At 44.4% G+C, this 13,514-nt stretch carries 13 protein-coding genes and 1 other annotated feature; all 13 genes read right to left on the reverse strand.

Going from position 1 to position 13,514, the window contains the following annotated elements:
* Positions 1 to 71: 71 nt before the first annotated feature.
* Positions 72 to 3,164: an isoleucine--tRNA ligase gene (gene ileS / locus NQ117_RS18620; RefSeq protein ID WP_258279525.1), complete on the reverse strand. Its 3,093-nt coding sequence runs from the start codon at positions 3,162 to 3,164 to the stop codon at positions 72 to 74.
* A gap of 83 nt (positions 3,165 to 3,247) precedes the next feature.
* Positions 3,248 to 3,528, reverse strand: a binding site (T-box leader).
* Positions 3,529 to 3,635: 107 nt separating this feature from the next.
* The gene (locus NQ117_RS18625; RefSeq protein ID WP_258279526.1) at positions 3,636 to 4,121 is read right to left on the reverse strand and encodes a DivIVA domain-containing protein; all 486 of its coding nucleotides are present in this window, start codon (positions 4,119 to 4,121) and stop codon (positions 3,636 to 3,638) included.
* Positions 4,122 to 4,281: 160 nt separating this feature from the next.
* Entirely contained in the window at positions 4,282 to 5,064 is a 783-nt protein-coding gene (locus NQ117_RS18630; RefSeq protein WP_258279527.1) for a YlmH family RNA-binding protein, read from the reverse strand.
* Between the two features lie 12 nt (positions 5,065 to 5,076).
* Positions 5,077 to 5,355: a YggT family protein gene (locus NQ117_RS18635; RefSeq protein WP_258279528.1), complete on the reverse strand. Its 279-nt coding sequence runs from the start codon at positions 5,353 to 5,355 to the stop codon at positions 5,077 to 5,079.
* A gap of 7 nt (positions 5,356 to 5,362) precedes the next feature.
* Positions 5,363 to 5,836, reverse strand: coding sequence for a cell division protein SepF (locus tag NQ117_RS18640; protein ID WP_258279529.1), 474 nt, complete (start codon positions 5,834 to 5,836; stop codon positions 5,363 to 5,365).
* A 1-nt stretch (position 5,837) separates the two neighbouring features.
* Positions 5,838 to 6,521 carry a YggS family pyridoxal phosphate-dependent enzyme gene (locus tag NQ117_RS18645; RefSeq protein WP_258279530.1) on the reverse strand — a complete coding sequence of 228 codons (684 nt, stop codon included), beginning with the start codon at positions 6,519 to 6,521 and terminating at the stop codon, positions 5,838 to 5,840.
* Positions 6,522 to 6,525: 4 nt separating this feature from the next.
* On the reverse strand, positions 6,526 to 7,416 hold the full coding sequence (gene pgeF, locus NQ117_RS18650) for a peptidoglycan editing factor PgeF (RefSeq protein WP_375163101.1): 891 nt from the start codon (positions 7,414 to 7,416) through the stop codon (positions 6,526 to 6,528).
* A gap of 76 nt (positions 7,417 to 7,492) precedes the next feature.
* Positions 7,493 to 7,780, reverse strand: a complete 288-nt coding sequence (locus NQ117_RS18655; protein ID WP_258279786.1) for a YlmC/YmxH family sporulation protein — start codon at positions 7,778 to 7,780, stop codon at positions 7,493 to 7,495.
* Between the two features lie 206 nt (positions 7,781 to 7,986).
* A complete protein-coding gene (gene sigG, locus NQ117_RS18660) occupies positions 7,987 to 8,769 on the reverse strand; it encodes an RNA polymerase sporulation sigma factor SigG (protein ID WP_258279532.1) in 783 nt (260 codons plus the stop codon).
* A 104-nt stretch (positions 8,770 to 8,873) separates the two neighbouring features.
* Positions 8,874 to 9,596 carry an RNA polymerase sporulation sigma factor SigE gene (gene sigE / locus NQ117_RS18665; RefSeq protein WP_258279533.1) on the reverse strand — a complete coding sequence of 241 codons (723 nt, stop codon included), beginning with the start codon at positions 9,594 to 9,596 and terminating at the stop codon, positions 8,874 to 8,876.
* A 63-nt stretch (positions 9,597 to 9,659) separates the two neighbouring features.
* Positions 9,660 to 10,649 carry a sigma-E processing peptidase SpoIIGA gene (gene spoIIGA / locus NQ117_RS18670; RefSeq protein ID WP_258279534.1) on the reverse strand — a complete coding sequence of 330 codons (990 nt, stop codon included), beginning with the start codon at positions 10,647 to 10,649 and terminating at the stop codon, positions 9,660 to 9,662.
* A gap of 271 nt (positions 10,650 to 10,920) precedes the next feature.
* Complete coding sequence (gene ftsZ, locus NQ117_RS18675) at positions 10,921 to 12,039, reverse strand: cell division protein FtsZ (RefSeq protein WP_258279535.1); 1,119 nt, start codon at positions 12,037 to 12,039, stop codon at positions 10,921 to 10,923.
* A 68-nt stretch (positions 12,040 to 12,107) separates the two neighbouring features.
* Positions 12,108 to 13,358 (reverse strand): cell division protein FtsA, encoded by a 1,251-nt coding sequence (ftsA, locus tag NQ117_RS18680; RefSeq protein ID WP_258279536.1) that lies wholly within the window; start codon positions 13,356 to 13,358, stop codon positions 12,108 to 12,110.
* Positions 13,359 to 13,514 lie beyond the last annotated feature (156 nt).

Here is a 13,514-nt window from a genome sequence, read left to right on the forward strand (position 1 = left end):
CCTTTATCCGTAAAGCTTAAGGCTTCCGCTCGCTCCACTAGTGTTGCTCACGTAAACCTAACTTATGCCTATCACTGAATGTGAACACCAATTGTCTTCGTACCGAGATCAACGGATTCCATTTGTTCAGTCTGGCCAAACGAAAGCTCTGCTACGAGTACATTGTCACGCAACGTACCTTCAAAGGCAACGATAGCAGCTTGCAATTCCTCATCGACATGAAGAACGATGTTTACGCGTTTCTCGATCGGTAAGTCGAGTTTTTTACGCGTATCTTGAATCGCACGAACAACTTCACGTACCCAGCCTTCTTGTTCAAGCGCTGGTGTAATATCTGTGTTCAGAGCTATTGTCATTTTGTAGCCAGAAGCAGCCGCGAAGCCTTCTTTAGCCTTCTTCTCGACGAGAAGCTCCTCTTCCGTCAATTGCAGAACTTCTCCTTCTGCTGTTGTGAATTGGAATTGGCCGCTTTGAACCACTTGGCTAGCTTGCTCTGCGCTCATGGAACGAAGCTCATTTTGCAACGGACCAACATGCTTGCCATATTTTTTACCCGCTACTTTCAAGTTCAGCTTCAAGCTGAAATCTACAAATCCGTTATCGCTGTTCTCAATGCGAATCTGCTTCACATTGATCTCATCCTTGATTACTTCTTCGTAGGCAGCTAGATCGAACTCGCGATCCATCGATACGATAAGCTCGGACAATGGTTGACGCGTCTTAATGCTCGTCTCATTACGTACGTTACGAGCCAACTCAACGATTTGACGAGCTGTTTCCATATCGCGCTCAAGCTCCGCATCAATAATGGATGCATCAGCTGCTGGATATCCAGCCAAGTGAACACTTTCTTCTGCTCCACCAAGATTACCATAAATATCTTCTGCAACCATAGGAGCGTAAGGTGCAATGAGACGGGATAACGTCAGTAGCACTTCACGAAGTGTTTGATAAGCAGACAGTTTGTCATCTGTCATCTCACTGCCCCAGAAACGGTCACGAGAACGACGGATGTACCAGTTGCTAAGCTCATCTACATAGCTTTCAATCGCTTTAGCTGGATTTAGGAAGTCGTTTGTTTCCAAGCCTTTCGTTACAGAAGTAACGAGCGTTTGAAGACGAGACAAAATCCAACGATCAAGCTTGTTATCGGAAGTACGAGCTGCATATGCTTGTGGATCGTAGTTATCGATGGTCGCATACAACGCATAGAAAGCATGCGTGTTCACTAGCGTATCAATTACTTTCGATTTCGCTTCTGCAACGATCTGCTTCGAGAAACGCTTCGAGTTCCACGGCGCACTGTCAGCCAATAGTGCCCAACGGAATGCGTCTGTTCCGAACTCATTAATGATTTCCCAAGGATCGATAACGTTACCTTTGGATTTGGACATCTTTTGTCCGTTCTCATCCAAGATATGGCCCGTCGCGATAACTGCCTTGTACGGAGCAACACCTTTGTATAACGTCGCAACTGCTAGCAAGCTGTAGAACCAGCCGCGCGTCTGATCGATTCCTTCGCAGATAATATCTGCTGGGAATTGCTGTTCGAATTTCTGCTCGTCACCGAACGGATGATGATGCTGTGCAAATGGCATCGAACCACTATCGAACCATACATCGATAACCTCAGAAGTGCGCTCCATCTTACCACCTTCACAGTGCGGACAATGCAATTTCACCGCATCTACATACGGCTTGTGCAGCTCCAAGTCCTCTGCAATTGGGTCAACAGAACGAGCACGCAAGTCAGCATGGCTCTCAGGTGCATATTGCTCATCACAAGATGAACATACCCACACGTTAAGCGGAGTTCCCCAATAACGATTACGGCTAATGTTCCAATCCACCAAATCTTCCAAGAAGTTTCCGAAGCGGCCTTCACGAATATGACCAGGGTACCAGTCGACCTTGCTGTTATTTTCAATTAATAAGTCTTTAACCGCTGTCGTCTGAATGAACCAAGATTCTGTCGCATAGTAGAGCAACGGCGATTTACAACGCCAGCAGAATGGATAGCTGTGCTCGTATTTCTCTTTGCTGAACAGAAGACCTTTTTCAGACAACATTTTCACGATATCAATATCGCAATCTTTAACGAAACGACCTGCCATGTCTGTTACTTCTTCCGTATAACGGCCATGTGAATCAACAACGCTGAAGAAGGTGATTCCGTTCTCACGGCATGCACGGTTATCGTCTTCACCATGAGCAGGAGCCATATGAACGATACCCGTACCGCTTGCATCTGTAACAAAGTCAGCACCAACAATGAGATGACCTTTAGCAGGCTTCACATAAACAAATGGCGCTTGATACGTCTTATTGATAAACTCAGAGCCTTTGTGCTCGGATACGATCTCATATTCGCCAGACATTACATTGTCAACGAGGTTTTTCGCCATGATGTACACTTCGCCATCTTGCTTCACACGCACATAATCCATAGCTGGATTCATTGCGAGTGCAGCATGAGCAGGAAGTGTCCATGGCGTTGTCGTCCATGCAAGTACATAGTCGCCTGAATCATCAAGTTTAAACTTCACGGTAGCAGACAAGTCTTTTACCGTTTCATAGCCTTGTGCCACTTCATGCGAACTCAACGTCGTTTGGCAGCAAGGGCAGTACGGGCTTACACGGTGTCCACGGTACAGCAAGCCCTTCTTATGAATCGTAGATAGAATGTGCCATACACTCTCGATATATTTATTATCAAGTGTAATGTACGGATTGTCCAAGTCCGTCCAATAAGCGATAGCTTCTGTTAACTCACGCCATTTATGCTCATATTCAAATACGCTGTCTTTACATTTTTGAATAAATGCTTCTACACCGTAATTTTCGATTTCTTGCTTACCGGAGATACCCAGCTGCTTCTCTACACCCAACTCTACAGGAAGACCATGCGTATCCCAACCTGCTTTACGCTGAACATTGTAGCCTGACATCGTCTTATAGCGGCAGATGAAGTCCTTAATAACGCGTCCAAGTACATGCCCGATATGAGGCGCACCGTTCGCAGTAGGAGGCCCCTCATAAAATACAAAGCTTGGCTTGCCTTGACGATTTTCAATCGTTTTTTTGAATGTTTCTTCGCGATTCCACTTCTCCAAGATGCGGAGTTCACGTTCTCTAGCTCGTTCCTTGACGTCTACCTTTTTCATCGTCCTCATCCTTTCTTCTCTATACAGAACCACTGTCGACAGTTGAGTATTCAAGGCCAAAAACACCAAAAAACCCCGTCCCATAAAGGGACGAGGTTGACTCGCGTTACCACCCTTGTTCTATCCGTATAGACGACATATTCGTCATCGGCAGTTACTGCCCGGATAGCACTCTGAAGTATCTTCGCCTAGTGCAAAGACACAGTCGGATAACGGCCGACAGCCGATTAAGCTTACTTTGCGTGCATTCAGCTTAATATCTCAGGGATGATGTCCACGTGCGGTTCATTCATCGGTTCTCAGCTACCCCGACTCTCTGATTGAATAAACGGATGCATTGGCGCGTTCCCGTCGCTGATTGTTAATCATCATATTTAGATTATTACTATGTTATATCGTGTTTTGAACGAAAAGTCAATGCAGCTTACTTGCTAGCTCAACGCAGCAGTCAGCTCGCCTACTTTGCTCAAATTAATACTCGTCTCTGCTTGCTTCTGCGCGCTCAAGAGCTTCCCAGCCATCTTGGCTAAGCAGCTCTAGTTGAGCTTCCACCAATGTACGGAAACGAGCACGATAAATAGAAGCTTGCTTCTTCAACTCTTCTACTTCCAATGCAATCTTGCGTGACTTAGCAAGTGCATCATTTACAATGCGATCTGCGTTTTTCTCAGCTTCCTTAACGATGAGCTGAGATTCTTTCTTCGCGTTGCTTTTCACATCATCTGCAGCTTCCTGAGCAACAATGATCGTTTTGCTCAACGTCTCTTCCAGATTCGAAAAATGATTAAGCTTGTCTTGCAAGTTTTGAGCATGGTTATGAATTTCCTTATTTTCTTTAATGAGCGCTTCATAATCTTTAATAATCTGATCTAAAAATTCGTTTACTGCATCCTCATCGTAACCGCGAAGTTTGCGCGGAAACTCTTTATTATGTATATCCAATGGTGTCAAAGGCATTGCATGCACCTCCTTAAAAATGTCGAACCTATCTTATTGATGTTATGAAATATACGCCCGACAGCTGCGTCGAATCGCAGAAAGCGAAAGTCTTTATCTAATTTTTATTGGTGAAGGGAAGGAGCTAGCTGTGCGCTCTGGTGTATATCGCATTGTAGGCTTATTGATACGTCCCCACCATCACGCGCATGCGCCCCTTCTTCGATACTCCTTCTATTTCAAGCACTTTGAATCGACCAAAGCCTTGTAAAGAAACAACATCTCCCACCGTCAATGGAACAGAAGGATTCTCTTCTACTTTCCAATTGACTTTACAACGGCCATTTTTAATCGGAGCTGTTATCTTCGCACGACTCAAACGAAACACATCACTTACAATTCCATCCAGTCGCATCGAGGCAACCGATATCGTAAATGGCTTCCACTCTTGCCCAGTAACACGCAATTCGGTCAAAGGAACTAAATCCGTAAATACCGGCACGCGATGCACCTGCCTCAAGTGGGTATCTAGAAATGAAGCAATATCCTCGGTTACTAGCACATGAGCACCAGCATCACTCGTATGAATATCACCAATTTTATCTCGCTTAATACCAAGTCCAAGCAATGCTCCCAAATAGTCACCATGCTCCAACTCACTCATCCGTTGATCAGATGAAGAGATAGAAAGCACAGTCATGTCCATCGGCTCAGCCTCAACATAAACATATTCAGGTGCAATAATTGCTCGGCACCGCTCCGCCCCTTCATAACCACCATCAACACGCAGTGCTATATCATCTCTGCGGTTAACGAGCGTTTGGACAATATACGCCTGTCTTGGGTCAAGGAAGTCCGTCAAGCGGACTTCATGACGCTCTGCTGCTCTTATCATCCACTCTGACGCGCGATCTACGAAAGGCCGCTCGTCAGGGTGAAAATGTACTTTAATCTGCTCACTCATCGTATTGATATCCTATAGAATATAAGTAATGACTGTTGCTAAACCAATGTGTACAAATTGCAATACGAACAAGGCGACAATCGGAGAAATATCGAGCACTCCGCCGATCGGTGGAATGATTCGACGGAAAATAGATAAATACGGCTCAACAATTTTGCCTATGATCTCACCGATGAAGCTTGACCTCACGTTCGGTACCCAAGACATAAGCACGTAAATAATGACAAGCCACCAGTAAATATTAAATAAATAAGCTACGTATTCTAATACGGTTGATTCAAATGACGACAAATTCAACTCACCTCGATTGCTTGTATTCCATATCTTCAGCAAACATTTCTGCGATGGAGCCTTGGATCTCTACATTTTCAGGTACACAGAGAAAGATATTGCTCCCCAGCTTAGAAATGTTCCCACTTAAAGCATACACTGTTCCGCTCAAAAAATCGATAATTCGAAGCGCCTGATCCGTCCGAACACGCTGTAAATTAATGACAACAGAGCGTCTTGAACGAAGATGATCTGCAATTTCTTGAGCTTCGTCATACGAACGTGGTTCAAATAATACTACTTTGGAGCCTTTTTGAGAATGAATGCTGACAACATTCGAAGTTTTTGCTTTTCTAGCTTCAAATGTCGGAGCCTCTATTTCCTGCTCATATTCCTCAGCATGCTCTTCTCTATCACGATCGCGATCACGGTCACGGTCAGCATAATCGTACTCTTCGTCCTGCACACTGAACATATTTAATATCCGGTTCATAACTCCCATACTAATCCCCTTCCTGCCCAACTAGGATGGAACCGAGTCGAACCCATGATGCACCTTCTTCGATAGCAACCTCGAAATCGTTAGACATCCCCATGGACAAATGCTGTAATGGTATACTGCGTGTCTCATTTAATTCGTTGCGCAATTGGCGCAAGCTGCGAAATACAGGGCGTGTCTCTTCTGGTTCTGCTTCATATGGAGCCATCGTCATTAAGCCGATCGGATCGATATGCGGATATTGACTTAGCTTATCCAGAAATGGTTCGACCTCATCCGGAGCAAGACCATGCTTGGATAGTTCTCCTGATACATTAACTTGTATAAAACAACGCACCGTTATATCCAATGCTTGTGCCTGCTTCTCTATCGCTTCCGCCAAGGACACACGATCCAACGAATGGATATATTCAAACTTACCCACTACATCCTTTGCTTTCTTCGATTGCACGCTTCCTATAAAGTGCCAGCAAGCCTCGTCACGGAACTCATTCCATTTTGCTTCAGCATGATGCCAGCGATTCTCGCCAATATGTTTTAATCCGGCACGGATAACGCGACCTGTCATGTCCTGCGATACATACTTCGTAACCGCTACAACATGAACATCTTCACGCTGTCTCCCACTGCGCTCACAAGCAGCGACAATACGACGTTCCACTTCTTCCATGCGCTGCAGTAATGTCATAGTTTCATCCCTTCTTCCAGCCAACCCAACTTGCCATGCGTCCCGTTCCTCCACCTTCTACGCGGTGGGAATAAAACCATTGTGTATGGCAACCGGTACACCATGTAGTACATTCGATATGACTGCTTAAAATTCCTGCTTGAATCAACAATTGTCGATTGATTTCACGCAAATCCAGCATAGCTCGTCCTTCATTTGTCGGCTTTAGCGCAGCATTCGCCTCTTCCGGCAAATCATTAAGCAAACGCTGTATAGGTTGTATTACCCGATCATCGACTTCATAACAACATGCGCCGATGGAAGGTCCAATTGCAGCGCGAATATTACCTAGTTCAGAACCATATGTACGCTGCATCGCTTCTACGGTACGTTCAGCAATTTTTCCTACCGTCCCTTTCCACCCAGCATGCGCAACACCAATAGCACGAGTTACGGGATCGACAAATAACAACGGCACACAATCAGCATAGAAAGAGGTAAGCCAGATGCCTGCTTCGTTCGTTATGAGCGCATCTGAATCCGGTATGGCATCTTCACGCTCTAGCCTCCCCCTTCCCTTATCTGCAGCCTTTACTACATATACGTCTTGTCCATGTACTTGCTCAGCACATGTCCAAGCATCAAATGGCATATTTACAACCGATGCCAGTCTCTTTCTATTTTCCACAACATGACTAGGATCATCCTGAACATGTAGGGCACAATTTAGTGAATCCCTGCCACCCTGGCTTACTCCGCCACGTCTTGTCGTAAAGCCTGCTGTCAATTCAGGCATTTCAGACGTCCATTTTTTCAACTCTAGAACTGCAGGTGCTCCCGTTTCTAGATCATGATTAGTTTCAATATCTGTTGTCTCTTCTGCACGTTGCAAATGTTTGAACTGAAAAGGTTCCATCATCTCACCTCTTCGATACAGTGTAACATACTATGAAGGGCTTCGTCTCATATCAAGATGTGCATTTCCTGCACATCTAAGATCGAAACGTCACTGCCTGACTTTCAGACTCATCGACTTTTTGCAGCTGACTCTGCTCTAATTTTACTAGTACGACATCCGCACCTATTTTTACAATGTTACGCCATGGAATAATTAATTCATTACCACTGCCAAACAATCCGAACAACTTGCTATAATTCGGCACAACGATGGCATCAATTCGCCCTTGCTTCAGATCAAGCTCTAGATCGCTAATTTGTCCAAGTTTCTTGCCATCTACAATATTGATAACATCCTTTGTTTGGAAGTCTGAAATTTTCACCATAGTCACATCCCATCTGTAAGTTCCGTTATGCTAGTATATGTGCCATATGAGCAAAATGCCCTATTGTCCGCATATAACTTGTGCGAATGATTTGAAACGAGAGCTTCCATAACCATAAAAAATGTAATTAGAAAAAGCCGCTCCAGTCCCGTTATGAGACCGCAGCAGCTTTTATGGATCTTGCAGCGCTATTCAATTTTGGATTACGTACGGACGTGCTTCTGCATCTGATTGATAGCAGACTTCTCAAGCCGAGATACTTGCGCTTGAGAAATACCGATTTCATCTGCTACTTCCATTTGCGTCTTTCCTTCAAAGAAGCGCATGGAGAGAATCATTTTCTCTCGTTCATTTAGCTTGCGCATCGCTTCTCTCAGTGCTATTTCTTCAATCCAGGATACATCTTTATTTCTATCATCACTGATTTGATCCATTACATAGATGGGATCACCTCCATCATGATAGATCGGCTCGAATAAAGAGACTGGATCTTGAATCGCATCCAATGCAAATACAACATCTTCTTTTGGGACATTAAGGGCCTCTGATATTTCATTGATCGTCGGTTCACGTGCATTCATATTCGTTAACGAGTCACGGACTTGCAATGCCTTGTAGGCAATATCCCGCAAGCTTCTGGATACCCGAATCGGATTGTTGTCACGCAAATAACGCCTGATCTCTCCAATTATCATCGGTACTGCATAAGTGGAGAACTTTACATTTTGACCGAGATCAAAATTATCAATGGCTTTCATGAGGCCGATGCATCCCACTTGGAACAAATCATCAACAAACTCACCCCGATTGTTAAAGCGTTGTATCACGCTCAATACCAACCGCAAGTTACCGTTGACCAGCTTTTCCCGAGCCGAAAGCTCGTTACGCTGTTGCAGGGCCACGAACAATTCTCTCATTTCGGCATTCGTAAGCACGGGCAACTTAGATGTATCTACACCGCAAATTTCGACTTTGTTACGGGTCATTCGCGACTACCTCCCAAGGAGAAACATTAATGTACATTATCTCCTTGAGGTGCTTTTTTATTCCTGAAAATGTATCTCATCGTCCAAGTCAGCTCATTCAAATTTTATACCATTTTATTAAATTCTTTACGTAAACGCTTTATAATCCGCTTTTCTAAACGAGATATGTAGGACTGTGAAATGCCGAGAAGATCCGCAACATCTTTTTGTGTCTTCTCTTCTCCGTCTGACAATCCAAATCTTAATTCCATAATAAGACGCTCGCGATCGCTAAGTTTGTCCAACGCTTTATGCAGCAATTTACGGTCTACTTGGTCCTCAATATTTTTATATATCGTATCGTTCTCCGTTCCAAGAACATCAGACAATAATAATTCATTTCCATCCCAATCAATATTCAGCGGCTCATCGAAAGATACTTCTGTTCGCGTCTTGCTGTTTCGACGCAAGTACATTAATATTTCATTTTCAATACAGCGCGAAGCATATGTCGCCAGCTTAATTTTTTTCTCAGGATCAAATGTGTTTACCGCTTTAATTAACCCAATAGCTCCTATAGATACGAGATCTTCAATATGAATCCCTGTGTTCTCAAATTTACGGGCAATGTAGACAACAAGTCGCAAGTTACGCTCAATGAGCATCGCTCGAATAGCCGAATCACCACTTGAAAGCCGCTCCAACAAATATTCTTCTTCTTCACGCGTTAATGGCGGGGGAAGTGCTTCACTGCCACCAATATAATAAACATCAGCTCGTTTGAGTCCTAAGAACAATAATAGTCGGTACATGTTAATTTTGACGATCATTTTCCACTTCAATTGCATTGCTTTTCCCCCTTTATCCTCATAGGATGCATAACATATGCCCCTCAAAATTGTAACTTACAGCTAAGAAGCTTTATGAGTTGACTCGATTTCACTCATACCTGCAGTTGGCTGGAGTAATGATTCTTCCAATAACTCTGGATGAATAATGGCTTGGAAACGACGTTCCTGAGAAAGATTCTCTCCTTCTAATCCAATCACGACTTTCTTCGTCGCATAACAACGTTCACCATGTTTCAAACGAATATGGTCTGGGCGAAAACCAAGCATCCAACTATTTGACTGGTTCACTGCACGATAGGGAAGCAGCCTCATCCGGCTCTCATCAAATATACTTTCATTGACCCGCTCGCTGTCAGCAAATCCACCCATCTTCTCCATAACGCTTCCGCTTTTCACAATTTCCTGCCAATGAGACGGTAGAACGTCCTCCCAAAGCGATACATCCATTACGATAACTGGAGTACCTGATAACGGCTCCTTCAACCCATTGCCCGTATCAATCAGTCCCGTACACGTACGGGTTATTGGACCAATAACGACCTCCAACTCAACACTATACGATTCGTGATGAGCTTGCTGCTTTCGCTCCCCCCAAGCAAGTTTATAAATGAGTAATGCAAATACAAGGCCAAACACAACCATTGCGCCTCCATTAGGCAAGTCTTGTCTAGAGGCCCAATCCGCAGCAGCAGCAAACATCGTCCAATTGGATGCATCTTTCCATAAATATTGGATACCAAACGCTCCGCCAGCAATCACAAAAGCATGAAAATAAAACGCACCTAAATTTCGTACCAAATTGCCAAAAGATTGATATCCAAATGCAGTAACGAGCATACATATAGATAAAAGCACTTTTCCACCTATCGTTACGAGGAACGGTATCGTCGGAAAAAATAGTACTCCTGCGTAGACCGTTCCAAGAGCAGCAGCCCCCAGCAGCCGAAACGTAGAGGCTCGTATGCTGCGCATGCGGGCCGTCAGCACCAGCAATGTCCAATCCAGTATGAAATTTGTGACAAAAATAATGTCAGCGTATATGACGGTCAATGCACTCCCTCCTTACTGTCCCGCCATCAGTCAAGTAGGTTAGGTTAAGTATATATACAGGGTTATCCGAAGTCTGTCTAATGTTGGTTGTGGGAAAGCCACTTTTTTTGTCGAGCTTCAGATGTAATTATTGGAAGAGACTAACATTTCAAGCTTCAAGCGTACTTTGAGAGTAATAGATTAGCTTAAACAACAAAGAAGCCCAGTGTCTGGATGCACTGGGCTTCTTCTTATCTTCATATCATTGAACTATAAGCATAGTAGAATGAAATTATTCATTGCTGTTACGCGAGCGATTACGCAAGAAAGTTGGGATATCAAGCTGATCACCTGTCGGCTGATTACCAAACGGACGCAAGGAAGCAGAGCGAACATCTTGTGCTTCTTGAGCAGTTGGTGTAGAAGGTCTGCGAATCGGTGCTGCTGTAGGAGTTGGTCTGTGCTCAAATCCTGTCGCAATTACCGTTACTTTGATATCCTCTTTCATATTCTCGTCAATAATCGCACCAAAAATCATATTCACTTCTGGATCAGATGCTTCTGTAACGATCTCAGCAGCTTCATTGACCTCATACAAGGATAGATTCGCACCGCCCGTAATATTCATAATGACGCCACGAGCACCATCAATCGAAGTTTCTAGCAACGGGCTCATAATTGCTTTACGAGCCGCTTCGGTAGCACGATTTTCACCGTTTGCAATTCCGATACCCATAAGAGCGGAACCACGCTCAGTCATAATCGTTTTTACGTCAGCAAAGTCAAGGTTGATAAGACCTGGTACAGCGATCAAGTCAGAAATACCTTGTACAGCTTGGAGTAGAACGTTGTCTGCTTGACGGAATGCTTCCATCATCGGCGTCTTCTTATCAACGATCTCTAGCAAGCGATCATTTGGAATAACGATCAGTGTATCTACTTTCTCTTTAAGAGCTTCGATACCAAGATCAGCATGCGTAGAACGCTTGCGCCCTTCAAATGTAAACGGGCGAGTTACGACACCAACAGTAAGTGCACCGCACTCTTTAGCGATCTCGGCAATAACTGGCGCAGCACCTGTACCTGTACCGCCGCCCATTCCAGCCGTGACAAATACCATGTCAGCGCCTTTTAGCGTGTTCATAATAAGCTCGCGGGATTCTTCCGCTGCTTTCTTTCCTACATCAGGATTAGCCCCTGCGCCTAAACCACGAGTAAGCTTGTCCCCAATCTGAAGCTTATGCTCAGACTTTGCATAGTGAAGAGCCTGTGCGTCCGTATTTACGGTAATAAATTCAACGCCCTTTACACCGTTGTCGATCATTCGGTTCACAGCATTGCTGCCGCCTCCCCCAACACCGATAACTTTAATTTGGGCTAGATGTTCCATTTCAAATTCAAATTCCAACATGAGTCCTCCATCTCCCCTTCATTGTGCATGGACGGCAAGAAGTCAATTACTTAGGATTATTTTAAAAACTAGATAAATTCACTGAACATATTTTTCATTCGTTCGATAAATCCTGGTTTATTTGCCGTCTCCGCAGGAGCCGCCTTGCGCGGAGCTGCTTTCTTAGCTCCCCCACCATTGTTGCTGCGCGGGCGAATCGAGCGCATTACATGATGTAGAACACCTACACCACTTACGAATCCAGGATCTCTTACTCCGATAAAGTCAGGTATCGCGATACGTACTGATGTTTGAAGCTCTGCTTGCGCCGCTTTTAATACACCAGGCATCGAAACCGTACCGCCAGATAGAATATAACCACCTGGGAGGTCATCGAACCCTAATCTTTTCACTTCATTCTTGACCAAATGGAAAATTTCCTGCACACGCGGTTCAATGATATTTGCCAAAAACACTTGGTTAAATTCTTTCTCCACGTTGCTGCCGATACGAGTTACTTTGAAAGTCGTTTCTTCCAACGCCTCGTCAATCCAAGCGCAACCGAATTTCAACTTCACCTTCTCGGCTTGGTCAGACATTGTACGCAATCCGTAAGCAATGTCATTTGTTACAAAGTCCCCACCTATTGGAAGCGTAGATGTCGCAGTCAACGTACCTTCCTGGAATACAGAAATAGTCGTTGCCCCAGCACCTACATCCACGAGTACAGAGCCCATAACCTTTTCGTCCTTGGATAATGCCAACTGTCCACCAGACAATGGCATTAACACTAGATCTTTAACATGCAAACCCGCTTTCTCCACACATCTCAGCAAGTTATGTATCGCGGTCTTTGCGCCGGTTACAATCGTAGCATCTACTTCAAGGCGAACGCCAATCATACCACGAGGATCGTGGATATCATGGAGTCCATCTACAACATACTGCTTAGCAACTACGTCAATAATTTCCCGCTCTGGAGGCAATGCAATTACTTCAGCAGCCTTCAGAACACGTACTATATCTTCTTCACCTATTTCACGATCTTCATTGGACACCGCCACTACACCGTGACTAGATTGCAGTCCGATATGATTACCAGTTATTCCAACATACACTTCCGATATTTCAATACCGACCATGCGCTCTGCATGTTCGATCGCATTGCGAATCGAGTGCACAGTTTGATCAATATCTACAATCGCACCTTTGCGAATTCCCTCAGATTCAGCTGAACCGACGCCAATGATCTGCAGCGTACCGTTGTTAATTTCGCCGATGATAGCGCGTACTTTGGATGTACCGATGTCCAAACTCACAATGATGTCATTGCTGCTCAAGCCGTGGCACCTCCCATTTCAAGTCAATTGTTGTATTCCCAGATTATTATACACTCTATTCAACGCCAACAAGTCATTCCCTCTTTTTTCTACAATTTTGTCCCGAAATCATCTTGACCACTGTGAATTAGCGTCAATTTATGACAAAACCTTGAA

It is taken from the genome of Paenibacillus sp. SC116 (assembly GCF_024733555.1).
Taxonomy (GTDB): domain Bacteria; phylum Bacillota; class Bacilli; order Paenibacillales; family Paenibacillaceae; genus Paenibacillus_B.